This is a genomic window from Nocardiopsis sp. iso_238, from assembly GCF_056173325.1.
This window is the reverse complement of the sequence record NZ_CM149668.1, coordinates 217,656-240,631: the sequence shown is the minus strand read 5'-3', so window position 1 is coordinate 240,631 and position 22,976 is coordinate 217,656. Positions and strand designations below refer to the sequence as shown.

Sequence of the window (22,976 nt, the reverse complement as noted above, 5' to 3'; positions counted from 1 at the left end):
CCAAGCGGGGTGTGGGCATCGTCAACACGGGGTCATGAGTGGACGCTCCGAGGGCGGACATAGCCTGGTCGGGTGAGATCTCCGCTCTTCAGCCCACGCTGGCTCGGCCTGCACCTGCTGGCCGTCCTGGTGGTCGCCGTGTGCGTCGCGGGCACCTACTGGCAGGGCACCCGTGCCTTCGAGCCCGACCGCGACGTCATCACCAACCCGGTGGAGGACCTGGCCGACGCCATCCCCGTCTCGGACCTCGGTGAACCCGGCGATTTCCTGCACCCCAACCTCACGACCAACACGGCGGTCGAGGTGTCCGGGCGCTTCGACGCCGGGGCCCAGCTCCTCGTGCCCCGGAGCCTGGACGGGGTCGACGGCTACGTACTGGTCCTCCCCCTCGTCACCGAGGACGGGGTCGCCATGACCGTCAGCCGGGGCTGGACGGAGGACGGGACCGGGCTCCCGGACGTCCCCGAGGGGGACGTCACCGTGACCGGTTGGCTCCAGCCGCCCCAGGACGCCGCGGAGGGGGTCGTCCCCATGGGCTCCCCCGAGGTGGGGACGGTCGAGCGGATCGCCCCGTCCGTGCTGGTCGGAGAGTGGGACTACCGCCTCTACGCGGCCTACGTCACCCTGCCCGAGAGCGAGCCCGCCGTCGACGGGCTGACCCCGGTACCGCCGCCCGAACCGCCCACGGAGTTCACGGTCAACTGGCGCAGCCTCAGCTACGCCGTGCAGTGGGCCATGTTCGGCGTCTCCGGCGTGGTCTTCTGGATCATCCTCATGCGCCGCGAACTGGCGGAGGAACCGGCCTCGGAGGATCAGCCCGTGGCGACGGGCTCCTGAGCCTGGTCGGCGGCGAGCTCCTTCGCCTGCTCGGACCGGACCACGCGGTGCTCGACCACGAAGCCGAGGACCGGGATGGTGCCCGCGAGCACCACGCCCAGGGTGCGGCCCGCGCCCCAGCGGCGGTCCAGGGCCACCCACAGGACGACCAGCACGTAGGCCATGTAGACGTAGCCGTGCGGCATGGCGACGTAGAGCATCAGCGGCGACTCGGGGCCGAACCAGTGCTCCCACCCCTCCGGCGCACCGACCAGGTGGAACTTCGAGTCCTCGCCCACCAGGTACTTCGCGGGCATGGCCAGGAAGGTCAGACCCAACAGGAAGACTCCCGTGATGTACGCGAGCACCCGGTACAACGCGAACGACACACGCCTCTTGTCCACTGCGACTTCACCCATTCAACGACTGCGCCCCGAGGAGGGTCGGGTCCCCTCCATCGAGGCTAAGCGGTGTCCGGCACGGTGGGCCCCTGGGGTGGGCATGCTCGGAGAATCTCACATTCCCGCAGGTCGAGGCGGTTACCGATCCTTGTGGGAGACCCGGGTGGGACTGCTCCACCGGCCGTCGGACCTGGCGGTCCAGGCCTTCGGGATCATCCGCAGGGCCAGGTAGGAGTCCACGATCCGGATCGGGAAGAAGAACAGCCCGTAGAACAGGTACGAGGGCCGCCGCCGCACCATGGTCATGACACAGGTGAGCACGTAGTCCGGCACGAGCAGGCCGATGGCCAGGGCCGTCAGCGGCAGGAACGCCGTGACCGCCGTGAACCCCTCGGTGAGGAACGGCACCCCCGCCAGCGCCTCCCCGCCGACCGTGCCCAGCAGTACGAACAGGGCGATCGCCACGGTCACCAGGAAGAGCACCGAAACCAGCACGACCTCCACGACGTACAGGGCCAGGGCCGCCCAGAAGAAGCTCGGCCACACCCCGTGCCGCCGCACCGTCTGCCAGAAGCCGAGGGTCCAGCGGCCCACCTGCTTGCGGTAGTCCCGGAACGTGAACGGGTCCTGGCTGTAGGCCTTGGTGTCCGGCCGCATGGAGATCCGGCCGAGGCGCTTGTGGTGCACCTCGAAGGTCATGTTGAAGTCCTCGATCACCAGCCCCGGGGGGTTGACGGTGATCTCCCTCAGGGCGCGGCTGCGGTACACGCTCGCGAACCCCGGCACGATGAAGGCGACGTTGGCCCGCTTCCAGGTCTGCCCGAAGCGCATGAAGTACTGGAGCATGAAGTACAGGCGGTCCCGGTAGGCCGAGATGACCCGCCCGACCAGCCCCCGCTCCCGGGGCTTCCACTCCGAGACGACGAAGCCCGCGACGGCGGCCACGTCCGGGTCCCGGAGCTGCCGTCTGGCGCCCTCGACGTATCCCGGGTCGAGCTCCGTGTCGGCGTCCAGGATCAGCACGCCGTCGTAGTTCTCGGTCAGTGAGAACTCCTCGATGACCGCCTCGATGGCCCCGGCCTTGCCCCGGTTGGTGAGGAGTTCGAGGACGTTCACGCCGGTCCGGGCCGCGATCTCGGCGGTGGCGTCCCCGGACGAGTCCGAGACGACGTAGACGTCCCACCGGTCGAACAGGCTGAGGGCGGAGGAGATCGCGGCGCCGATCACCGGCTCCTCGTTGTGGGCCGGGATGACGACGGCGAGGGTGGTGACCTCGGGGTCCCCGGCCACCAGCGGCCCGCCCGGGGCGGCGGTGTCGAGCGCTCCCTCCTCGGCGGACCCGCTCGCCCCGCCCCCGGTCAGCTCCTCGGTTCCCCCGGGGCCGCCCGCGCCCACGAGGAGGCGCCGCCGTTCACGGCTCCCGGGGACGCTCGCGCGCCGGTCCTCGGGGCGTCGGCGCAGGGCCGCCCGCGCCCCGCCCTCGGCCAGCCTGAGCAGGCCGACCACGGTCCACAGCAGCAGGTTCAGGCCGAAGGCCATCCACAGGAAGACGTACCCGAGGGCACCGATCCCGGCGGCCGCGGCCATGGACGACGCGAAGTCGAACCAGTAGACGAAGAGCGCGACGGCCAGCACCAGGGCGATCAACCCGGTCAGCAGCCCACCGATGGAACGCACGATACGCACAGCCCTGGGACCCCTCGAATGTCATCGGTTTTCGGACCGACATCAACCCGCGAAGTCGGCCTTGGGTTGACGTCCTACGCGGACGACGGGTTCACCCGGGTTCGCGTCCTATGTAGGCCACGCAAATCGTATACACGGGCTTGCGTGAGGTGGTACCCATTAGAAGATATTTGCGACGAGGTGCCGGAGGTGACCACCGCCACCGGTTTATACGAGGACCCATGGGATCCCGGTAAATCCCCGTCGCCTGACCGACGAGTTAAGGAGAACGCCCGGAGTGATCGGCGACCCACGATCCCCCGCGCCAGATCCCGCGCACGGCGCCCCGGGGCCCTTCTCCGGGAACACCACCCTGACCAGCGACGACGACGCGCGCGTGCGCGTGGCCGTCCACCAGCCGCACTATTGGCCCTGGCTGGGACTGATCGACAAGATCGACCGTTCTGACCGTTTCATCATGCTTGACACGGTTCAGTTCGAACGTCGGGGTTGGCAGAACCGAAACTACGTCGCCGGCCACGGTGATCCGGTCCTTCTCACCGTGCCCGTCACCCAGGCGAGCCGCGATGAGCGCATCCTCGACAAGAAAATAGACAAATCACAGAAATGGCGCAGTAAGCACTTCAGGGCACTCTCTGAACACTGTTACCGCAAGGCACCCTTCTGGAACGTTTACCGGGAGGAAATCGCCCGGCTGTACGAAACGGAGTGGGACGACCTCGCGGACCTGGCCATCGCCACCACGCGCCTGCTGACACGCGGATTCGGCATCGCCACACCCGTCCTGCGCGCGAGCGAGCTCGGGGACTTCCCCGGGCACAAGAGTGAGCTGTTGGCCCAGATCTGCGCCAAGGCGGGAGCGGACACCCTGCTCTCGGGCGACGGCGCGAGGGACTACCTGGACCCCGGGGTCCTGGGCCGCTACGGGATCGCCATCGAGTGGCAGGAGTTCCGCCATCCGGTGTACCGGCAGCACACCCGCGGCCCGTCCGACGGCTTCGTGCCCCGCCTGTCAGCGATCGACCTCCTGCTCAACGCCGGACCGGACGCGCTGGGCGTGCTCCGTCAGGCGAGAGCCCGCGGCTGACACCGATCAGCGAGCGGGCACCGTCCACCCGGGCCAACGGGCGCGGTGGGCCCGGCGGCCCGGGCGGCGACCGATCGCCCCACTTCGGCAAAGAACGGGAAACCGGCATGACGACGGACTGGTCCCAGGAGCGCCTCCTGGTCTACTCCCCCCACCCCGACGACGAGACCCTCGGCTGCGGCGGGCTGATGCACAAGGCCAAGCGCGCGGGCGCGGAGGTCTTCGTGCAGTTCCTGACGGTCGGTGACACCGCCGACCAGTCCCCGAAGGGTTTCTCCACCGCCGAGGAGCGCCACACCGAGATCAAGAAGGTCTCGGAGCACTTCCGCTGGGACGACTGGCACATGGCGCTGCCGGGCGACGAGCACCACCTGCGGCTGGACGCGGTCCCCCGGGTGGACCTGACGCGGCTGATCGAGCGGGACAGCCCGCTCTCGGTCGCGCGCCTGCGGCCCACCGTGGTGCTCGTTCCGCACCGCACGAGCTACAACCAGGACCACCAGGCCGTGGCGGAGGCGGTGCACACCGCCCTGCGCCCCTCGAACAGCGGTCTGCGCCACCACCCCGCCCTGGTGCTGTCCTACGAGGAGGCCGCCGACCAGTGGCGGTCCGAGCCCGTGGACTCCCCCAACCTCATCGTCGCGCTCTCCGAGGCGGACCTCGGGGCCAAGCTCCAGGCGATGGAGCTGTACGGCTCCCAGAGCCACGAACACCCCCACACGCGTTCGGAACTCACCCTGCGCAGCCTCGCGGTCCTCAGGGGCATGCAGGCCGGGGTGGCCCTCGGTGAGGGCTACCACGTCCTGCGGCACCTGGCCTGACCGGGCGTACGGCCCGAACTCCCCCACCCGTCACACGTAACCCACCCCAGTGAAGCGCAGGACACCTGCATCACCCGTAGTGGAGGGCACACCATGAAGGCCGTCATCACCGGCGGAGCCGGGTTCATCGGCTCCCACCTGTGCGACCACCTGGTCGCGCGGGGACACGAGGTCACCGTCCTGGACGACCTCTCGACCGGTTCACTGTCCAACCTGTCCCAGTTGAAGGGCTCTCCCGCCTTCCGGTTCGTCCAGGGGGACATCCTGGACCGGGACCTGGTGGACCGGCTCGTCTCGGAGTCGGACACCGTGTTCCACCTCGCCGCCGCCGTGGGCGTCTACAACATCGTCGACAACCCGCTCCGCTCGCTGCGGATCAACCTGCACGGGACCGAGAACGTCGTGGAGGCGGCGGTCCGGCACCGGGTCCCGTACATGGTCGCCTCGACCAGCGAGGTCTACGGCAAGAACGACGCGGACGGCATCAGGGAGGACGCCGACCGGATCTACGGCTCGGCCACCAAGAGCCGCTGGTCCTACGCCGCCGCCAAGGGGCTGGACGAGCTGGTGGCCTACGTCCACGGCACGGAGTCCGGCGTGCCCTGCGTCATCACCCGCTTCTTCAACGTGGTGGGGCCGCGGCAGACCGGCAGATACGGGATGGTCGTGCCCCGGTTCGTCGACCAGGCGCTGTCCGGCGAGCCCGTCACCGTCTACGGCACGGGTGACCAGCGCCGGTGCTTCGGGTCGGTGTTCGACGTGGTGCCCGCGATGACCCGGCTGATGGACACCCCCGAGGCCTACAACCAGGCGGTGAACCTGGGCGGGCACGAGGAGGTGACGATCAGGGGCCTGGCCGACCGGGTCGTCCGCCTGACCGGCTCGGGCAGCCCGATCACCTACATGGAGTACGAGGAGGCCTACGGCGAGGGCTACGAGGACATGCGGCGCCGGTACCCGGACACCTCGCTGGCCGGGAGGCTGATCGGCTACGAGCCCACCCTCGACCTCGACGCCATCATCGGGTCCATCGTCGAGCACCGCCGGTCGGACCGGTCGGTCCCCGCCCCCGCGTAGCCGCGCGCCACCGGAACCGCGGTCCCGCCACGGCCGCGACAGCCACTGACGGGAGGTCCTCCCCGGGTGCCCCGCCGCCCGGACCGCCCGTCGCCCCGCCGGGCGGTGACGGACCCCGGCTGACGGGGACGTCGACGAGGCCCGGCCCCGCCTCACGGACTCGGCGCGGCTCCCGCAGCGCACTCACGGCAGGAGCACCGTCGCCACCACGACCAGGGTCAGGACGAGGACGCCCGCGCTGAGCAGGACCATCGCCCAGGGCCGGGCCACGCTCAGCGGGGCCCGACCCGTCCCCGGTTCGCGGAGTCCGTACTCGGTGCGGCGCCAGCGCAGCCACAGGTGCAGCCCGAGGCCGGTACCCAGCAGCAGGGTGAAGGCCATGACGGCCGCCCGCAGCGCGGGGTCCACCTCGGGTACGACGCCGGAGCCGGGGTCGAGCGGCCCCCGCAGGTAGACCAGGCCCACCACGGCGAGCAGGATGAGCGCGCGCTGCCAGGACAGCAGCGTGCGTTCGGGCTGGAGGCCGGGGTCGCGGCGGTCCTGCTCCGGTCTCACAGCAGGTTCCCCAGCAGGACCAGGAGGCACACCGCCGCCACGGCGAACGTGGTGATCAGCGGGAGCAGGCTCATCGGGAGGGGTTCGCCCCGGCTCATCACCCGCTGCACGCGGTACCAGCGCAGCGGCGCGTACACGGTGACGACTCCGGCGAGGACGGCCAGCAGCAGACCCACCAGGGTGCGCGGCGTCTCGTCCCAGCCCAGGGGGAGCAGGTGGAGGACCGCGACCGCGCCCGCGAGCAAGGCCAAGGCGGTCCGGATCCACGCCAGGAAGGTACGTTCGTTGGCGAGGGTGAAGCGGTAGTCCACGCCCTGCTGGTCCTCCGGCGCCTCGGAGCTCATCGGTCCCCCCGGTTTTCGGCGTTCGGCCCACAACGGAAGCTCCGGTCACGACAATGAACCCGTGCCCCGCAGGCCGACACTAACCGTGTTCGCTCTTTCCTCCCAAACAGGTATGCAACACGCGTTGTGTCGGAAACCACCGGCCCGGTAGGGGTGCGCGCACCACCTCCCAGGCATGTGGAACAAACGAGTGGGCACTACCGCTGTAGCACCCAAGAGGATGGCAGTTGGCCACCGGTCGACACCAACAACGAACGAAGAGCAGGAGACCACGTGTCCACCGTCGAACTCACCAAAGACAACTTCGCGGAAACGCTGAAGGACAACAGCTTCGTCCTGATCGACTTCTGGGCTGACTGGTGCGGTCCCTGCCGCCAGTTCGCCCCCGTGTTCGACAAGTCCTCGGAGAAGCACACGGACATCGTGCACGCCAAGGTCGACACCGAGGCACAGCGGGAGCTCGCCTTCGAGTTCAAGATCCAGTCCATCCCGACCCTGATGATCGTGCGCGACCAGACGGTCATCTACAACGAGCCGGGCGCCCTCCCCTCCGAGGCCCTGGAGAGCCTGATCACCCAGGCCCGGGAGCTGGACATGGACGAGGTCAAGCAGAAGATCTCCGAGCAGGGCGGCGACTCCGCGCAGTAGGGTCCCCACCGTCCCCGACCGCCCCGGCGCCCGTGTCACGACCGGCACGGAAGCGTCGGGGCGGTCGTGTGTCGGGGACCGGTTCCGTGGCCGGGGGCGGGAGGCGGTTCACATGGTCCGGGGCGGTCCACGACCGGACCGCCCGCGCCCGGCACCCCGACCCCCGGGAACCCCGATCCTGGTGGCCCCGCCCCGGGCGGCGCCTGCGGCGGGCGCACCGGCCGACCCGCCCGCCGCGCCCCTCCGTGACGGTCCTGACCGGTGAGGACACCCGAACGTCACCGGGGGCTTCCTACTCCACCGCCCACGTTCATCTTGGCCACGGGGTTCGTTCACCCGGGCTTCACGCGGACATATTTGCATGGGAATCGACCGCACTCCGCGGGTTTCATCCCCTCATGCACACCGAGCTCCGTCCGACCCGGAAGTGGCCCCATGTCTGTCAGCAACACCGCGACCCCGCGAGGCACCGAGTCCGGCCGCGGCATCGCCCCCGACACCGTCCGGTACAACCGCGAGGTCCCCGGTCTGGGCGAACCCGTCTTCGACATCAGCGACCTGTCGATCCACTACGGGTCCAACAAGGCCGTGCGCGACGTGAACATGCAGGTGGGCCCGCGTCAGATCACCGCGATGATCGGCCCCTCCGGCTGCGGCAAGAGCACGGTCCTGCGCACGCTCAACCGGATGAACGACCTCATCCCCGGCGCGCGGATCGAGGGTCGGGTGACCTACCACGGTGAGGACCTGTACGCCTCCGACGTGGACCCGATCGAGGTCCGCCGCCGGATCGGGATGGTCTTCCAGAAGCCCAACCCGTTCCCCAAGTCCATCTACGACAACGTCGCCTACGGTCCCCGCATCAACGGGGCGCGCGGCAACATGGACGACCTGGTCGAGGAGACCCTCACCAAGGCCGCCCTGTGGGACGAGGTCAAGGACAAGCTGAAGGAGAGCGCCTTCGCCCTCTCCGGCGGCCAGCAGCAGCGCCTGTGCATCGCCCGCACCATCGCGGTGAACCCCGAGGTCATCCTCATGGACGAGCCCTGCTCGGCGCTCGACCCGATCGCCACCCTCAAGATCGAGGACCTCATGTACGAGCTGGCGGCCGAGTACACGATCGTCATCGTCACCCACAACATGCAGCAGGCGGCGCGCGTCTCGGACCGCACGGCCTTCTTCACCGCCAGCGTGGACGGCGCGGGCGAGCGCTACGGCAGCCTCGTGGAGTACGACGAGACGGCGACGATCTTCAGCAAGCCCTCCGACCAGCGCACCGAGGACTACATCTCGGGCCGCTTCGGGTAACCCGCCCGGTCGAGCTCCACCCGCCCCCGTAGCTCTCGACGAAGTGGACCCGCCATGCCCGCGCTCACCTGCTCCGCACCGGTTCCCCCGCCCACCGGCGCGCCGGACGACGAAGCGAGGACGCGGCGCGCGGAGGGTCCGTTGCGGGTCCTGCTGGTGGAGCCCGAGTCCGAGCAGTCGCACCAGCTGGTGCTCTCGTTGAGCGGACACGACGTGGACATCACGGTGTGCGTGGACGGCGCCGAGGCCCTGCTCCGGGTGGGGATGGTGCGGCCGGACACCCTGCTGACCAACGCGGCGCCGCCCGAGGTGGACCTGGAGACGCTGGTGCGGGTGACCCGCCGGGCCATGGACATCCCGATCCTGATCGGGGTGGGCGCGGGCGACTCGCAGCGGGCGATGCGGGCCCTCTCGGCGGGGGCCACCGCCTGTGTGAACCGCCCGTACCGCATCCCCGAGCTCGCGGGGCTGCTGCGCGGCTCGCTTCCGGGGAACGAGGCCGCCCCGCCGTCCGACCCCGGCGGACCGGTGGCGCTGCGCTCGGGCGACCTGGAGCTGGACGCCCTGGGGCACCGGCTGTTCGTGGACGGGCAGCCGGTCAACCTGGCCCTGCGGGAGTTCGGGATCATGGACTTCCTGCTCCGGCACAGCGGCAGGGTGGTCAGCCGGGAGGAGCTGTGGACCGAGGTCTGGCGCAAGCCGCTCCCGCCGGTGAACAACACGATCGCCGTGCACATCCGGCGCCTGCGGCACAAGCTGGGTGACTCGGAGGCCCAGCCCCGCTTCATCCACACGGTCCGGGGCATCGGCTACCGGCTGGACACGACGAACGGCGGGTAGGCGCACAAAGGCGGTCGCGTACTTTTTCGAGGGCCCTCCGGCAGGCACCGGAGTGGCCCGCCGTTCACGTACGCGTCACCCTTTTCTGATTCCCACGGAACGGTGACGTCCGAGGAATGCAAATCTGTCATCCCCCTGAACCCCGGTTCCGACAGCACTCTCGGACACGTTCTCATCACAGCAGGTCAGAGCGGACACTGGCGATCCTCCGACGAACGTCCGCACCACGACACACACCATCGCACACAGTGGCCGTTATCGAAAAGTGACCCCCATTCACCTGGCATTCACTGTTCTTCTACCCAACCGCCTCTATTTCGATGACACCACGACTTTCTACGCGCCTAGTGTCGTTTCACGTCAGCCCCGACAGCGGTCATTCAACGAGGAGAACCACGACATGCGCAACGGGCGTTCCAAGCTCGCCGTCCTGGCGGCCATCCCCCTGCTCGCCACGGCGTGCGGCAGCGGCTCCGACGGCGCGGACGGCTCCGCCTCGGGCGGAGACCTCAGCGCCTCGCTGACCGGTGCCGGGGCCAGCTTCCCCGACCCGCTCTTCCAGGACTGGATGCACACCTACAGCCAGGAGGTGCAGCCCGGCGTCAGCATCAACTACCAGAGCGTGGGCTCCGGCGCCGGCATCGAGCAGTTCCTGGAGCAGACGGTCAACTTCGGCTCCTCCGAGCGCTACCTGACCGACGAGGACCTGGCCACCGCCGCCGACGGCCGCGGCTGCGAGGCCATCCAGTTCCCGGTCGTGTTCGGCTCGGTCGTCATCGCCTTCGACAACCCCGACCTCGACGGTCTGGTCCTGGACGCCGAGACCATCGCCGGCATCTACTCCGGCGACATCACCTCGTACACGGACCCGGCCATCGCGGACCTCAACCCGGACGTGGACCTGCCGGACGACGAGATCATCCCGGTCCACCGTTCCGACAGCTCCGGCACCACCGAGGTCTTCACCCACTACCTCTCCACCGAGGTGGCCTCGTGGGCCGACGAGTACGGCTCCGGCGGCGAGATCGACTGGGCCCCCGGCCTGGTCGGCGGCCAGGGCAACGACGGTGTCGCCCAGGGCATCAGCCAGAACCCGGGCGGCGTGGGCTACGTGAACCAGGCCTTCGCGCAGGAGGCCGGTCTGGCCTCCGCCAAGGTCGTCAACGCGGACGGCGAGCCCATCGCGCCGACCCTGGAGTCCACCACGGCCGCCTCCGAGGAGGCGGAGATCCCCGAGGACTTCCGGTTCAGCATCGACGGCATCGGCGGCGAGGGCTACCCGATCGCCGGTACCAACTGGATCTTCACCTACACCTGCGGCTACGAGCAGGCCGAGGCCGACGCGATCATCGACTTCTGGACCTGGGCCCTGACCGACGAGGGCGCCAACGAGATCGTCGCGGAGCTGGGCTACGCCCCCCTCGGTGACGAGCTGAAGGAGCGCGTGCTCGCCGAGATCGAGCGCACCAACTCGGAGAACGAGGGCAGCGGCGACGCCGCCGAGGCCGGTTCCGAGGAGTAGAAGCCTCACCGGGGCCGGGGCCGGAGCGCCCCGGCCCCGTCCTCTCCGCCCCCGACCGGGGCCACCACGCGTCTCCCCCTCCCACGAAAGCCATCAAGAGGAGAAGCACCATGTCCACTGAGGCCCCAGAGGCCCCGGCCCCGGAGGAACCCCGGCGGGGCACGACGCTGAGGTCGAGCAAGGGGAGGATGGCCGACCCCCTCTTCAAGTGGGCGGTCGCGTCCTGCGGCACCATCGTCCTGGTCATCCTGGCCCTGATGGTCCTGCGCACCACCACCGAGGCCTGGCCCGTCTTCGCGAAGGAGGGCTTCTTCGGCTTCCTCGCGGGGGAGCAGTGGCAGTCGGGCAACTCGCGGAGCGAGATCACCGGCACCTACGGCGCCTGGCCGTTCATCTACGGCACCCTGGTGACCGCGACCATCGCCATCGTCATCGCGCTCCCGCTGGCGATCATGGTCTCCTTCTACCTCACCCACATGGCGCCGCGCCGGATCGCCAAGCCGCTCTCCTACACGGTGGAGCTGCTCGCCGCGGTCCCCAGCGTCATCTTCGGCCTGTGGGGCCTGCACTGGTTCCTGCCGACCGTGCTGCGGCCGTTCTTCGAGTTCCTGGAGGGCGTCCTCGGCTGGTTCTTCCTCTTCGAGGGCCCGATCCGCGGGGTGGGCTACCTGTCCGCCGGGATCGTGCTGGCCATCATGATCCTGCCGATCATGACCGCCATCATCCGCGAGGTCATCGCGGTGCACCCGGTCGAGCAGCGGATGGCCGCCTACGCGCTGGGCTCCACACGCTGGGAGGTCCTGCGCAACGTGGTCCTGCCCGCCAGCTTCTCCGGGATCGTGGCCGCCGCCATGCTCGGCCTCGGCCGCGCGCTGGGCGAGACCATCGCGGTCCTGATGCTGATCGGCGGGTCCCAGTCCTGGGGCGCGAGCCTGTTCGGGACCGGCAGCAGCATGGCCTCGCACATCGCCGCGACCTTCGGTGAGGCCACCCCCGAGTCCAGGACCGCCCTGATGGCCATCGGTGTGGCCCTGTTCCTGGTCACGATGATCGTCAACATCCTCGCCCGCGTCATCGTCTGGCGTCTGGGACGCATGACGGGAGACGCCGCCGTATGAGCACCATGACCTCGACTCCCCCCAGCAGGCACGTCCCGCTGAGCCAGCGCCCCCCGGGTTCCTCCTTCCGGCGCCTCAAGGACCGGGGCGCCACCGTGGCGCTGACCGCCGCGATGGTCGTCGCGATGATCCCGCTGGTCCTGATCGTCTTCGAGGTGACCCGTCGCGGCATCGGCGTGGTCAACCTGGACTTCATCACGCAGGTCGAGCCCCCGCCCCGGCGCGAGGGCGGCGGCTACGCGGCCGGGTTCTTCGGAACGCTGTACATCATGGCGCTGGCCGTCCTGATGTCGATCCCGTTCGGCATCGCCACGGCCGTGTACATCGTGGAGTACGGGCCCAACCGTCTGACCTCCGCGATCCGCTTCTTCACCGACGTGATGACCGGCATCCCGTCGATCTTCGTGGGTCTGTTCGTGTACGGCCTGCTGGTGATCGGCTGGGGCGGCATGGGCTTCGGCACCTTCGTGGGCGCGGTGGCCATCGCGGTGATGATGCTGCCCATCGTCACCCGGTCCTCGGAGGAGATGCTGCGGCTGGTCCCGAACGAGATGCGCAACGCCAGCTACGGGCTGGGGGCGCGCAAGTGGCAGACCATCGTGCACACGGTGCTGCCCGCCGCCGCACCGGGTCTGACCACCGGTTCGATGCTGGCGATCGCTCGCGGTATCGGTGAGACGGCGCCGCTGCTGCTGACCGCCTTCGGCACGGGTCTGGTCGTGACGTCCTTCCAGGGCGACCCGCAGGGCGCGGTCCCGATGCAGCTGTACAGGGGCGCCACGCAGCCCTTCGAGTCCGGTATCGACCGTGCGTGGGGCGCCGCGCTGTGCCTGTTCGTCCTGGTGCTGGCCTTCACCGTGGTCGCCCGCTGGGTGGGCTCGAAGGCGTCCACGAACACGCACTGATCGCCGGAGTCCCCGGAGGGGCCGTCTCCCGCCCACCGTGCGGGGGACGGCCCCTCTCTCGTGTCGCGGGACACGGGCCGGTGGGTCCTCCGGTCGGGGGCAGACCTCCCGGTGGCCCCGCGGGGCGTGCCTCGATAGCCTGGCGCGAGCCCGTTCCCCAGCAGATCCGGAGAGCCACCGATGGCCGACACCACCGAGTACGCCGCCACCTTCACCCTCGTGGACACCGACAACGACGGCCTCATCTCCGCCCAGGAGCTGGCCGCGCTGATGCGCAACCTCGGTGACCAGACCACCGACGAGCAGGCCGCCGAGGTCGTCCGTGCGATGGACGGCGACGGCGACCAGCGGATCTCCCTGGAGGAGTTCGCCAGCTACATGTCCCGCAACCAGGGCTGACCGCGCCTCAGAGGGGGTTCGAGGCCAGGTAGACCACGTCCGGGACGCCCCGGGCCACCACCACCTCCACGACCTCCACCGTGGCGAAGCGCCCCCGCAGCAGGGCCTCGAAGCTGTCCACGGCGTTGGCGCTCCAGAACGAGAGGACCCCGCCGGGGGTGAGCAGCCGGGTCAGCTGTTCGAGCCCGGCCGCCTCGTACAGGCGGTTGTTGTTCTCGACCACGGTCCAGTCCGGGCCGTTGTCGGTGTCCAGGCACACGACGTCGTAGCGGCCGGGCCGGTCGGCTGCGGAGGCCTCCGCCAGCCAGGTGACGATGTCGGCGTTGTGGACGCGGCAGCGGGGGTCGCGGTGGACGTACTCGGCGGCCTCACCGAGTTCGTCCTCGTGCCAGGCGATCACCTGGGGTTCGAGCTCCACCACGTCCACTCGGGAGACCCGGGGGTTGTCGAGCGCCTCGCGGGCGGAGAAGCCGACGCCGAGCCCGCCGACCAGCACGCGCGCGTGCGAGCGGCCCGGGGGAAGCGCCGCCAGGCTCGCGCGCACCATCTCGCGCTCGGACGTGCCGTCGCGGGTGTCCATCAGGAAGAGCCCGTTGGAGTAGATCTCATAGTGGGCGCCCACCCGGCGTAGTACCAGGTCACCGCCGGTCTCGCCGGTCACCCGGGCCAGGGTGACCGTCTCTCCCTCGGATGCGGGATCTCGTGTTCGCTGGTTCATGACCCACATTGTGCCCGTTCCCCTCGCGGCGGACCGGTGGTATCCGGTCGGCGGGCCGGTGGAGGACCGCTGGTTGACTCACGAGTAGGTTGGGTTCCGGCGCGTCACGTGAGGAGTGTGTATGTCCATGGGTGAACGCCTGGAGAAGCTGCGCGGAGCGGCCCCGCTCGCTCTGGGAGCCCTGTTCGTGGGTTCGGGGGTGCTGCACTTCGCGGCGCCCCGGCCGTTCGAGTCGATCATGCCGCGCCGCCTGCCCGCGCACCGCGCGTTCGTGTACGGCAGCGGTGTGGCCGAACTGGCCTGCGGCGCCGGACTGCTGACCCGCCGGAGGTGGGCGGGACCGGCCAGCGCGGCGCTGCTGCTGGCCGTGTGGCCCGCCAACGTCCAGATGGCGCTCGACTCCGGCTCCGGACGGCTGCCGTCGGTGGCCGACAACCGGGCCGTCGCCTGGGGACGCGTCGCCCTCCAGGTCCCCCTGGTCTGGGCCGCCCTCCAGTCCCGCCGCACACCGCGCGGCGACGCCTGAGGGCCGGGTCTCGTGCTCTCTGGATCGTTCCGCCCACCCGTCGCCCACCACCCTCGACGGACGCGGTCGAACCGTCGCCGCTGATCCGACTCCGCCACCACCGGCGACGGCATCCGGTCGCCTCCCTACGGTGAAACGGTCTCCGGGCGGGTGAGGCGGTGGGTCAGGGCGGCGGGCACCGCGCACAGCCAGCCCAGGCAGACCGCCCACAGCAGTCCGGACAGGGCCCCGGCGAGGGCGTAGGAGAACAGGGCCACCGGCCCCGCGCCCACGGCCAGGACGGCGGCGGACGCGCGCAGGGCGTTGGCCAGGGCCAGGCCCAGGACCACGCCGGACCAGGCGGACAGCAGGGTCCGCCAGGCGTTCGCCCGGGGGCGGACCCGCCGTGCCCGGTGGACCCACCCGGCGGTGACGGCGGCCAGCGCGGCGACGGCGACGAGCTCGGCCGCCAGGTGCCAGCCGGGCTGGCCCACGAGGGTGGTGGCGCTGAGTCTCGGGAAGGCGAAGGGGACGCCCAGTGACGTGGGCAGTGTCAGCCAGGCCGCGCGGGATCCCAGCCAGGTGAGGAAGGCGGCGTTCCCGAAGAGCAGGCACGGGACGAGGGTGGCGGCCCCGGCGACACCGGGGACGAGGAGGGGGCGGGTGGCCGGGGGGCTGTTGCGAATAACATTCACCTTTTGCATGATAGTGATCCAGGTCTCATCAGCACACCTCCCGGAGCCATCCTCCCCCCAGGAGCGAGATTGCAGCCCACCGGCAAGCGCAGGCTCGTCACCGCCGCCCTGACCGTGCTCGTGCTGGTGGCCGGTGGTCTCACCGCCGCCGCCACCCGGCACGAACCCGGGCCCACCCGGTACCTCACCGACGATCAGGGAAGGGCGCTCTTCCTCCACGGCCTCAACACGTCCGGGTCGGCCAAGGGCGACCCCGACCGGCTGCCGTGGATCACCGAGGACGACGTCCAGGCCGAGTACGACGCCATGGGCACCAACTTCGTCCGCTTCCTCATCCAGTGGCAGGCCCTGGAACCCGAGGAGGGCGTCTACGACGAGGAGTACCTGGACGCCGTGGCCGAGCGCGTGGAGTGGTACGCCGACCGCGGGTACCACGTACTGCTCGACATGCACCAGGATCTGTACGGCCGCCACACCAGCCCCGAGGAGCACTCCGGCAACGGCGCCCCCGAGTGGGCGACCCACAACGACGGGCTGCGGGTGGAGAGCCGGGAGATGTGGGAGCTGGTCTACCTGGAGCCCGGGGTGATGCGCTCCTTCGACCACTTCTGGGGCACCACCGGGGAGCACCCCGGGCTGATGGACGCCTACGCCGACGCCTGGGGCCACGTGGCCGAGCGCTTCTCCGGCCACCCGGCGGTGATCGGCTACGACCTCATGAACGAACCCTTCGGCGGCAGCCTCCAGGGCGCCGACTTCGAGACCGGTCCCCTCGCGGAGCTCTACCGCCGCTCCGTCGCGCGGGTCCGGGAGGTCGACCCGGACACGTGGATCTTCGTGGAGGGCCAGGCTGTGGGCGTGAACTGGGGCCTGCCCTCGTTCCTGCCCCGGATCGAGGACCCCCGCGAGGGTGAGCCCAGGATCGTCTACGCCCCGCACATGTACGCCCTGCCCATGGACCTGGGCCAGCCCTACGAGGGTGCGGCCCGGGAGCGGATCGACGCCAGCGTGGAGCTGTGGTCCCGCAACGTCCGCGTGGTGGGCGAACGCCTGGAGGCGCCGATCGTGCTGGGCGAGTTCGGCCTGGACATGTCCGGCGCGGGCGCCCCGGAGTTCGTCGGCCGGATGCTGGAGGAGACCGAGGCCATGGCGGCCGGGCGCGTCTACTGGTCCAACGACCACGACGGGTGGGGCCCCTGGGAGGACCGGGCCGAGGGTGCGGAACTCACCCCCGGCCCGTTGGCCCACGTCATGAACCGGGCCTACCCGCGCGCGGTGGCGGGTCAGCCCCTGGAGCTGGGGCTGGACGACGCCTCCGGGGCGCTGTCGGTGCGCTACGCCGAGAACGGGGCGTCCGGGGCGACCGAGCTGTACCTGCCCGAGGACGTCTTCGGGGAGGGGTACCAACTGACCGTGGACACCCCGGCCGGGGACGACGGCTGGACGTCGCGCTGGGACGACGCGAGACGGGTCCTGCACGTCACCGTCACGGGCGCCGCCGACGGCGACGAGACCCTGCTGACCGTCGCCCCCTCCTGAGCGGGGTCCCGGTCAGAGGCGGCAGGCGTAGATGTCGGTGACCAGGATGGCGCGGGCGCCGAGCTGCCAGAGGTCGTCCATGATCCGCTGGGCCTCCCTGCGCGGCACCATCGAACGGACCGCGACCCAGCCCTCGCGGTGCAGCGGGGAGACCGTCGGCCCCTCCATGCCCGGGGTCAGGGCGACCGCCGCCTCCAGGTTCTCGGCGTGCACGTCGTAGTCCATCATCACGTAGTCGCGGGCCACGAGGACGCCGCGCAGACGGCGCAGCAGCTGGTCGATCTGCCGGTCCTCGGGGGCGTCCGTCGGCCGGATGACCACGGCCTCGGAGACCAGGATCGGGTCACCGAAGGTCTCCATCCCCGCGTTGCGCAGCGTGGTGCCGGTGGAGACGACGTCGGCCACCGCGTCGGCCACGCCGAGCTGCACCGAGCTCTCCACGGCGCCGTCCAGGTGGATGACGCGGGCGTCGATGCCGCGCTCGTCCAGGTAGGCGCGGAGCAGGCCGTCGAAGGAGGTGGCGACGCGCTTTCCGTTGAGGTCGGAGACCTCCATGGCGCCACCGCCGGGCGCGGCGAAGCGGAAGGTGGAGCCGCCGAAGCCCAGCGGGAGGACCTCGTCCACCGGGGCGCCGGAGTCCAGCAGCATGTCGCGGCCGGTGATCCCCGCCTGGAGGATCCCCTCACCGACGTAGACGGCGATGTCCTTGGGGCGCAGGAAGAAGAACTCGGTGTTGTTGTCGGGGTCGACCAGCACGAGGTCGCGGCTGCTCTTGCGCTGCCGGTACCCGGCCTCGCCCAGCATCTGGACGGCGGGTTCGGACAGCTGGCCCTTGTTGGGCACGGCGATGCGGAGCATGTCGGGCATGACGGGTTCCTTCTCAGTTCTGGCGTGGTTCGGGGACGTCCGGTGGGCCGGTCCGCGCACGCGCCCGGTGAGGGGCGCGCGGTACCGGCCTACAGATGCTTGTAGACGTCCTCGAGGCGCAGGCCACGGGCCAGCATCAGAACCTGGAGGTGGTAGAGGAGCTGCGAGATCTCTTCGGCGGCCTCGTCGTCCGACTGGTACTCGGCGGCCATCCAGACCTCAGCGGCCTCCTCGACGACCTTCTTGCCGATGGCATGGACGCCGGCGTCGAGTTGGGCGACGGTCCCGGACCCCTCGGGGCGGGAGCGTGCCTTCTCTGACAGCTCGGCGAACAGCTCTTCGAAGGTCTTCATGGTCTCTTTCCTCGACCGGCAGTGCGGTACCAGGGTAGGCGCAACCGGCGGCCCGTGACCAACCGGGGACCGAATGTCTCAGTATGTGGGAGACCCAGGTCAGGCCATCCGGCGGGCGACGGCGCGGACCAGCGGGCGGGGCAGGAGGCGCAGGATGCCGTCGGCGGCCTTGTACTGGGCGCCGGGGATGACCGCCGAACGCCCGGCGGACCAGGCGGCCAGGGAGTCGCGGACGATGTGTTCCTTGGGCACGAAGGCGAAGGCGGGCATCCCCTGCTCCTGGACGCCCCGGGTCATGTCGGTGCGCACGAAGCCGGGCAGGACCACGGTGACCTGGACGCCGTGTTTGCGCACCTCGGCGGCGACGCTCTCGCTCCACAGGGTCACGAACTTCTTGCCCGCGCCGTACACGGACCCGCCCGGGTTGGCGGGGATCTCCCCGGCCATCGAGGCCACGTTCACCACGCCAAGCGGCTCCGTGTACCCGTTGGCGCGGCGGGCGATCTGCACCGGCAGGACGGCGCGGGCCAGCTGGAGGACGGCGCGGACGTTGAGGTCGATCATGGCGTCGATCTCGGCGGGGTCCTGGTCCGCGAAGGTTCCCCCGTCGCCGCGCCCGGCGTTGTTGACGAGCAGGTCCACCGGCGCGAGCGCACCGGTGCCGTCCTCGGTGAGGCGGGCGGCCACGGCGGCGACGCCCTCGGACGTGCCGAGGTCGGCGGGCAGGACCTCGACGGAGGTCCCGTACCGTTCCCGGACCTGTCCGGCGAGTTCGTCCAGGAGGTCGTGGCGGCGCGCGGCCACGACGAGGGCGTAGCCGCGCTGGGCGAGGCGCCGGGCGTACTCCTCCCCGATCCCGCCGGAGGCCCCGGTGACCAGTGCGGTCCGGGAGCGGGAGGGTGCGGGGGTCGTGTCGGCGTCGCTCATGCCCTCAGGGTAGGGCGTGCCGCCGCGCCCGCCCGGCGCGGGCGCACCGCGGGGTTCCCGTTCCGGTGGTGGTGATGGCCACGCGGTGTTTCCCGGACAAACGGCCGCGCGGTCTCCCCTGGGAGACACCGACGCGTTAGCGTTCACTCATGTCCGAGACCCAGAGCCCCACCGGACCCCTGGCCGCCCTCAGGCTGGAGGAACGTCTGCGTGACACCAGACTCTTCTTCAGCCAGGCGCTGCGCACCTTCCATGCGACGGGTTCCATCGTGCCCAGCAGCAGCGCCCTGGCCCACGCCATGGCCGAGCACATCCGCCACCGACCCGATCCGGACGAACCGTTGCGCATCCTGGAGGCGGGTGCCGGGACCGGCGCCATCAGCCGCGGGATCGCGGCGGCCATGCGTCCGGGTGACACCGTGGACTTCGTGGAGGCCAACCCGGAGTTCGCGTCCTACGTGGAGCACCTGTTGGAGACCGACCCGGTGATGTCACCGATCGCGGACGGCGCGGAGGTGCACGCCTGTCTCGTGGACGAGATGGGCACCGACCGCACCTACGACGTGATCGTCTCCGGCCTGCCGTTCGCCAACTTCACCGCCGACAACGTGCGCGGCATCCTCGACTACTACTTCACCGTGCTCCGCCCCGGCGGGACGCTCTCCTTCTACGGCTACCTGTACACGAAGGAGGTCAAGGCGGTGATCGCCCGCCGCGAGGACTACCTCCGCCAGGCGCGGACCAGCTGGGTGGTGCAGGACTGGCTGGACCGTTACGGGATCGGCTCGGAGAAGGTGTTCGCCAACATCCCGCCCGCGTGGGTCCACCACCTCCGCAAGCCGGAGTGGGAGTCGTCGAGCTCCTGACCCGGCGCTTCGGCGCGCCCACGATCACTCCCCGTCTTCCGCGCACCCCGTCCACCGGCCGTGGACCCCGCTCCACGGCCCGCGGGCGGGGTCCTGCGTGTCCGGACCACCCACCATGTGAGTGATCTGCATCACTCTCTTCACGTGCACGCGCACGTGTGGGGCGCAGGTAGTCTCGCGTTGACTTCTGAGGCACCTGATCTTTTACAGAGCAGCACGGATGACCGTTTTATCCGTTTGAATGCCAAATGTTCTTTAGGTCTACTCAAAGGCCCGCGAAGTTCATCCCGCGCCCTACGCCCCTGGGTCTACGTTTTCCGTACGAGACCCATGTGATCCGGAAACATGCGCGCGGAGTCCTACATCTCACCTATTTCCCAGGTCGGTAATGGACCAGTGGAGGAGGCAACGTGACGCTCACCCAGGTGGTCAGAGCGACTCCGGCGGTCCCGCAGGGACCAACCGACACGATCCTGGAGACCATGCCCCTCGACGTCCGGCAGCGCGTCTCCGCGCTGGCCCGCACCTCACGCCTGCTCGTGGCCTGCGACTACGACGGCGCCCTGGCCCCGGTCGACTCCGACCACCGGGGCCCGCTCCCCGAGGCCGTCCGCGCCCTGCGCGACCTCGCTGACCTGCCCGGCACCGTGTGCGCGGTGATCTCCGCGCGCCCCCTGCGCGACCTGGCCGCCCTCTCCCGGCTGCCCGCCGAGGTCCGCCTCGTGGGCGCCTACGGCACCGAGTTCGACACCGACCTCACCATCGACCCCCGCCACCCCGGCACCGGCCCCGACGCACCGCCCGCCGACAAGTCCGCCGCCCTCGAACTCCTGCGCGAACAGGTCGAGGCCACCGCGATCCTCTACATCGGCGGCGGCGAGGGCGAGGAGCCGGTGTTCGTGAACCTGCACGCCGGAGCCGACGCGGGTGTGCGGGTCGGTGAGGAGCCCACCGAGGCCGCGCACAGCGTCCCGGACACCCCCACCGCCGCGTCCCTGCTCACCCTCCTGGCCACCGAGCGCCGATCCTGGGTGTTCGGGGAGCGCCCCACGCCCATCGAGCGCATGTCGATGCTCTCCAACCAGGCGTCCGTCGCCCTGCTGGGCCCGGACGCGCGCCTGCTCTGGTTCTGCCACCCCGAGCCGGACTCCAACGCCCTGTTCGCGGAGGTCCTGGGCGGCCGTCAGGCGGGGGTCTTCGCGATCTCGCCCGCCCACGGCGGGCTCCCCCTCGGCCAGCGCTACCTGCCGGGCACCATGACCGTGCGCACCCGCTGGTCCCGCCTGGAGGTCACCGACTACCTCGCCCACGACACCGAGCCCGGCCGCACCGACCTCGTCCGCGTGATCGGCGGCGTCACCCCCGCCACCGTCGAGTTCGCCCCGCGCCCCGACTTCGGCCGCGCCCCCATCCGCATCACCGTCGAACCCGAGGGCCTGCGCGTCCAGGGCGCCGACTTCCCCATGGTCCTGCGCTCCCCCGGTGTGGAGTGGTGCGTGGACCACGACGGCACCGACGACGTCGCCCGCGCCACCGTCCACCCGAGGTCGGAGCGGCCCGTGGTGCTGGAACTGCGCTGCGGCACCGACTCCCTGGCCGCCGAGGAGCGCACCGAGGCGGAGCGCCAGGAACAGGCGGCCCTCCACTGGTCCTCGTGGGTGCGGGACCTGGACCTGCCGCGCACGGAGAACGCCCTCGCCGCCCGTTCGGCGTTGACGTTGCGTGGGTTGTGCACCCCGACCGGCGGGGTGATGGCGGCGGCGACCACGTCCCTGCCCGAGGAGATCGGCGGGGTACGGAACTGGGACTACCGGTACTGCTGGCTGCGTGATGGCGCCCTGACCGTGCAGGCCCTGGTCTCGCTGGGCTCGACCACCGAGGCCGAGGCGTTCCTGGACTGGGTCCACCGCGTCGTGGACTCCCTGCCCTCACCCGAACTCCTGCGCCCCCTCTACTCGCTGCGCGGCACCGACCTGGGCCCCGAAGAGGTCATCGAGTCCCTGTCCGGCTACGCCGGATCCCGCCCCGTGCGCATCGGCAACCTCGCCGACCACCAGGTCCAACTCGACGTGTTCGGCCCCGTCGTCGAACTCATCACCCACCTGTGCCGCGCCCGCGGGGAACTCACCGACCGCGACTGGGACCTGGTCCGCTCCATGGCCCAGGCCGTGGCCCGCCGCTGGCACGAGGCCGACCACGGCATCTGGGAGGAACGCGACGAACCCCGCCAGCGCGTCTACTCCAAGGTCATGTGCTGGCTCACCCTGGACCGCGCCATCACCCTGGCCCAGACCTACGGGCGCACGGTGGACCCCACCTGGCCCGACCTGCGCACCGACATCGCCCAGGAGGTACTGGAGAAGGGCTGGAACGAGCAGGCCCAGGCCTACACCACCGCCTACGACGGCACCGACCTGGACGCCGCGTCCCTGCACATCGGCCTGTCCGGGCTGATCGACCCCGCCGACGAACGCTTCCAGGCCACCGTCACCGCCGTGGAGGCCGAGCTGCGCTCCGGGCCCACCGTGTACCGGTACCACCGCGACGACGGCCTGCCCGGCGGCGAGGGCGGCTTCCACCTGTGCACGACCTGGCTGATCGAGGCCTACCTGCTCACCGGCAGGCGGGCCGAGGCCGAGGAGCTGTTCAAGCACCTGGTGGACAGCGCCGGACCCACCGGTCTGATCCCCGAGGAGTTCGACCCGGTCACCGAGCGCGCTCTGGGCAACCACCCCCAGGCCTACTCGCACCTGGGCCTGATCCGCTGCGCCCAACTCCTCGACCAACACTGACCCGCATGACCGCCGAAGGGGGTGTCCCGCCCGGGACGCCCCCTTCGGCGCGTCCGGGGGGCCGTTCCGTCAGAGTTCGGTCCGCTCGTCACCACGCCCGGGTCGGGACCGGACCCGGTACGGCGTGGATCACCCGGCTCCGTCCGAGGTGAGAGGTAGGGTTCCCGCACGTTCCGCACACCGGAAG

Annotated in this window: 24 protein-coding genes; 15 read left to right on the top strand and 9 right to left on the bottom strand. The window is 70.6% G+C overall.

Going from position 1 to position 22,976, the window contains the following annotated elements:
• The first annotated feature begins 72 nt into the window (after positions 1-72).
• Entirely contained in the window at positions 73-837 is a 765-nt protein-coding gene (locus AC0VYL_RS01150) for an SURF1 family protein (RefSeq protein ID WP_475482053.1), read from the top strand.
• On the opposite strand, the gene AC0VYL_RS01145 is transcribed toward AC0VYL_RS01150, so the two are convergent.
• A complete protein-coding gene (locus tag AC0VYL_RS01145; protein ID WP_475458169.1) occupies positions 813-1,235 on the bottom strand; it encodes a DUF3817 domain-containing protein in 423 nt (140 codons plus the stop codon). The genes AC0VYL_RS01150 and AC0VYL_RS01145 overlap by 25 nt on opposite strands.
• Before the next feature lie 120 nt (positions 1,236-1,355).
• Entirely contained in the window at positions 1,356-2,903 is a 1,548-nt protein-coding gene (locus AC0VYL_RS01140; protein ID WP_475482052.1) for a glycosyltransferase family 2 protein, read from the bottom strand.
• A gap of 352 nt (positions 2,904-3,255) precedes the next feature.
• Here AC0VYL_RS01140 and AC0VYL_RS01135 point away from each other — a divergent pair, with 352 nt between their 5' ends.
• The 3 genes from AC0VYL_RS01135 to AC0VYL_RS01125 all read left to right on the top strand — a co-directional run bounded on the left by AC0VYL_RS01135 (position 3,256) and on the right by AC0VYL_RS01125 (position 5,888).
• The gene (locus AC0VYL_RS01135) at positions 3,256-3,990 is read left to right on the top strand and encodes a WbqC family protein (protein ID WP_475483445.1); all 735 of its coding nucleotides are present in this window, start codon (positions 3,256-3,258) and stop codon (positions 3,988-3,990) included.
• Between the two features lie 107 nt (positions 3,991-4,097).
• Positions 4,098-4,811 carry a PIG-L deacetylase family protein gene (locus AC0VYL_RS01130; protein ID WP_475482051.1) on the top strand — a complete coding sequence of 238 codons (714 nt, stop codon included), beginning with the start codon at positions 4,098-4,100 and terminating at the stop codon, positions 4,809-4,811.
• A 93-nt stretch (positions 4,812-4,904) separates the two neighbouring features.
• A complete protein-coding gene (locus AC0VYL_RS01125; protein ID WP_475458163.1) occupies positions 4,905-5,888 on the top strand; it encodes an NAD-dependent epimerase/dehydratase family protein in 984 nt (327 codons plus the stop codon).
• A 183-nt stretch (positions 5,889-6,071) separates the two neighbouring features.
• Here the strand turns inward: AC0VYL_RS01125 and AC0VYL_RS01120 are convergent, their stop codons facing one another.
• Together AC0VYL_RS01120 and AC0VYL_RS01115 are read right to left on the bottom strand one after the other, a co-directional pair.
• Positions 6,072-6,443, bottom strand: coding sequence for a DUF202 domain-containing protein (locus AC0VYL_RS01120; RefSeq protein WP_475458161.1), 372 nt, complete (start codon positions 6,441-6,443; stop codon positions 6,072-6,074).
• Entirely contained in the window at positions 6,440-6,787 is a 348-nt protein-coding gene (locus AC0VYL_RS01115; protein WP_475458159.1) for a YidH family protein, read from the bottom strand. Before AC0VYL_RS01115 ends, AC0VYL_RS01120 begins: the two co-directional genes overlap by 4 nt.
• A 273-nt stretch (positions 6,788-7,060) precedes the next feature.
• Between AC0VYL_RS01115 and trxA the strand changes: the two genes are divergently transcribed.
• The 7 genes from trxA to AC0VYL_RS01080 all read left to right on the top strand — a co-directional run bounded on the left by trxA (position 7,061) and on the right by AC0VYL_RS01080 (position 13,527).
• Positions 7,061-7,435 (top strand): thioredoxin, encoded by a 375-nt coding sequence (trxA, locus tag AC0VYL_RS01110; protein ID WP_475482050.1) that lies wholly within the window; start codon positions 7,061-7,063, stop codon positions 7,433-7,435.
• Positions 7,436-7,870: 435 nt separating this feature from the next.
• Positions 7,871-8,743, top strand: coding sequence for a phosphate ABC transporter ATP-binding protein PstB (gene pstB / locus AC0VYL_RS01105; RefSeq protein WP_475458155.1), 873 nt, complete (start codon positions 7,871-7,873; stop codon positions 8,741-8,743).
• Between the two features lie 54 nt (positions 8,744-8,797).
• Positions 8,798-9,583, top strand: a complete 786-nt coding sequence (locus AC0VYL_RS01100) for a response regulator transcription factor (RefSeq protein WP_475458153.1) — start codon at positions 8,798-8,800, stop codon at positions 9,581-9,583.
• 400 nt (positions 9,584-9,983) lie between these two features.
• The gene (pstS, locus tag AC0VYL_RS01095) at positions 9,984-11,105 is read left to right on the top strand and encodes a phosphate ABC transporter substrate-binding protein PstS (RefSeq protein ID WP_475458151.1); all 1,122 of its coding nucleotides are present in this window, start codon (positions 9,984-9,986) and stop codon (positions 11,103-11,105) included.
• 110 nt (positions 11,106-11,215) lie between these two features.
• Entirely contained in the window at positions 11,216-12,223 is a 1,008-nt protein-coding gene (gene pstC, locus AC0VYL_RS01090; protein ID WP_475458149.1) for a phosphate ABC transporter permease subunit PstC, read from the top strand.
• Positions 12,220-13,128 (top strand): phosphate ABC transporter permease PstA, encoded by a 909-nt coding sequence (gene pstA / locus AC0VYL_RS01085; RefSeq protein ID WP_475458147.1) that lies wholly within the window; start codon positions 12,220-12,222, stop codon positions 13,126-13,128. The genes pstC and pstA overlap by 4 nt, the downstream gene beginning before the upstream one ends.
• A gap of 180 nt (positions 13,129-13,308) precedes the next feature.
• Positions 13,309-13,527, top strand: a complete 219-nt coding sequence (locus AC0VYL_RS01080; RefSeq protein WP_475458144.1) for an EF-hand domain-containing protein — start codon at positions 13,309-13,311, stop codon at positions 13,525-13,527.
• 7 nt (positions 13,528-13,534) lie between these two features.
• On the opposite strand, the gene AC0VYL_RS01075 is transcribed toward AC0VYL_RS01080, so the two are convergent.
• Complete coding sequence (locus AC0VYL_RS01075) at positions 13,535-14,245, bottom strand: spermine/spermidine synthase domain-containing protein (RefSeq protein ID WP_475458142.1); 711 nt, start codon at positions 14,243-14,245, stop codon at positions 13,535-13,537.
• A 121-nt stretch (positions 14,246-14,366) separates the two neighbouring features.
• Here AC0VYL_RS01075 and AC0VYL_RS01070 point away from each other — a divergent pair, with 121 nt between their 5' ends.
• Complete coding sequence (locus AC0VYL_RS01070) at positions 14,367-14,771, top strand: DoxX family protein (protein WP_475458139.1); 405 nt, start codon at positions 14,367-14,369, stop codon at positions 14,769-14,771.
• A gap of 125 nt (positions 14,772-14,896) precedes the next feature.
• Here the strand turns inward: AC0VYL_RS01070 and AC0VYL_RS01065 are convergent, their stop codons facing one another.
• Positions 14,897-15,454, bottom strand: coding sequence for a hypothetical protein (locus tag AC0VYL_RS01065; protein WP_475482049.1), 558 nt, complete (start codon positions 15,452-15,454; stop codon positions 14,897-14,899).
• A 60-nt stretch (positions 15,455-15,514) separates the two neighbouring features.
• Between AC0VYL_RS01065 and AC0VYL_RS01060 the strand changes: the two genes are divergently transcribed.
• Complete coding sequence (locus AC0VYL_RS01060; RefSeq protein WP_475482048.1) at positions 15,515-16,984, top strand: cellulase family glycosylhydrolase; 1,470 nt, start codon at positions 15,515-15,517, stop codon at positions 16,982-16,984.
• Positions 16,985-16,996: 12 nt separating this feature from the next.
• Here AC0VYL_RS01060 and hisG read toward each other — a convergent pair whose 3' ends face one another.
• The 3 genes from hisG to AC0VYL_RS01045 all read right to left on the bottom strand — a co-directional run bounded on the left by hisG (position 16,997) and on the right by AC0VYL_RS01045 (position 19,131).
• Positions 16,997-17,851, bottom strand: a complete 855-nt coding sequence (gene hisG, locus AC0VYL_RS01055) for an ATP phosphoribosyltransferase (protein WP_475458133.1) — start codon at positions 17,849-17,851, stop codon at positions 16,997-16,999.
• Positions 17,852-17,940: 89 nt separating this feature from the next.
• Positions 17,941-18,204 (bottom strand): phosphoribosyl-ATP diphosphatase, encoded by a 264-nt coding sequence (locus AC0VYL_RS01050; protein WP_211715077.1) that lies wholly within the window; start codon positions 18,202-18,204, stop codon positions 17,941-17,943.
• 99 nt (positions 18,205-18,303) lie between these two features.
• Positions 18,304-19,131 carry an SDR family NAD(P)-dependent oxidoreductase gene (locus tag AC0VYL_RS01045; protein WP_475482047.1) on the bottom strand — a complete coding sequence of 276 codons (828 nt, stop codon included), beginning with the start codon at positions 19,129-19,131 and terminating at the stop codon, positions 18,304-18,306.
• 149 nt (positions 19,132-19,280) lie between these two features.
• Between AC0VYL_RS01045 and AC0VYL_RS01040 the strand changes: the two genes are divergently transcribed.
• Entirely contained in the window at positions 19,281-19,997 is a 717-nt protein-coding gene (locus tag AC0VYL_RS01040) for a class I SAM-dependent methyltransferase (RefSeq protein WP_475482046.1), read from the top strand.
• Positions 19,998-20,407: 410 nt separating this feature from the next.
• Positions 20,408-22,789: a trehalase-like domain-containing protein gene (locus AC0VYL_RS01035; protein ID WP_475482045.1), complete on the top strand. Its 2,382-nt coding sequence runs from the start codon at positions 20,408-20,410 to the stop codon at positions 22,787-22,789.
• The last annotated feature ends 187 nt before the right edge of the window (positions 22,790-22,976 follow it).

Excerpts from the sequence above, each read along its gene's own strand:
- pstB (WP_475458155.1), top strand. The coding sequence starts at position 7,871 with ATGTCTGTCAGCAACACCGCGACCCCGCGAGGCACCGAGTCCGGCCGC.
- AC0VYL_RS01115 (WP_475458159.1), bottom strand. The coding sequence starts at position 6,787 with ATGAGCTCCGAGGCGCCGGAGGACCAGCAGGGCGTGGACTACCGCTTC.
- AC0VYL_RS01125 (WP_475458163.1), top strand. The coding sequence starts at position 4,905 with ATGAAGGCCGTCATCACCGGCGGAGCCGGGTTCATCGGCTCCCACCTG.
- AC0VYL_RS01130 (WP_475482051.1), top strand. The coding sequence starts at position 4,098 with ATGACGACGGACTGGTCCCAGGAGCGCCTCCTGGTCTACTCCCCCCAC.
- hisG (WP_475458133.1), bottom strand. The coding sequence starts at position 17,851 with ATGCCCGACATGCTCCGCATCGCCGTGCCCAACAAGGGCCAGCTGTCC.
- AC0VYL_RS01045 (WP_475482047.1), bottom strand. The coding sequence starts at position 19,131 with ATGAGCGACGCCGACACGACCCCCGCACCCTCCCGCTCCCGGACCGCA.
- AC0VYL_RS01050 (WP_211715077.1), bottom strand. The coding sequence starts at position 18,204 with ATGAAGACCTTCGAAGAGCTGTTCGCCGAGCTGTCAGAGAAGGCACGC.
- AC0VYL_RS01080 (WP_475458144.1), top strand. The coding sequence starts at position 13,309 with ATGGCCGACACCACCGAGTACGCCGCCACCTTCACCCTCGTGGACACC.
- pstC (WP_475458149.1), top strand. The coding sequence starts at position 11,216 with ATGTCCACTGAGGCCCCAGAGGCCCCGGCCCCGGAGGAACCCCGGCGG.
- AC0VYL_RS01070 (WP_475458139.1), top strand. The coding sequence starts at position 14,367 with ATGTCCATGGGTGAACGCCTGGAGAAGCTGCGCGGAGCGGCCCCGCTC.
- AC0VYL_RS01100 (WP_475458153.1), top strand. The coding sequence starts at position 8,798 with ATGCCCGCGCTCACCTGCTCCGCACCGGTTCCCCCGCCCACCGGCGCG.
- AC0VYL_RS01065 (WP_475482049.1), bottom strand. The coding sequence starts at position 15,454 with ATGCAAAAGGTGAATGTTATTCGCAACAGCCCCCCGGCCACCCGCCCC.
- pstS (WP_475458151.1), top strand. The coding sequence starts at position 9,984 with ATGCGCAACGGGCGTTCCAAGCTCGCCGTCCTGGCGGCCATCCCCCTG.
- AC0VYL_RS01145 (WP_475458169.1), bottom strand. The coding sequence starts at position 1,235 with ATGGGTGAAGTCGCAGTGGACAAGAGGCGTGTGTCGTTCGCGTTGTAC.
- AC0VYL_RS01040 (WP_475482046.1), top strand. The coding sequence starts at position 19,281 with ATGTCCGAGACCCAGAGCCCCACCGGACCCCTGGCCGCCCTCAGGCTG.
- pstA (WP_475458147.1), top strand. The coding sequence starts at position 12,220 with ATGAGCACCATGACCTCGACTCCCCCCAGCAGGCACGTCCCGCTGAGC.
- AC0VYL_RS01075 (WP_475458142.1), bottom strand. The coding sequence starts at position 14,245 with ATGAACCAGCGAACACGAGATCCCGCATCCGAGGGAGAGACGGTCACC.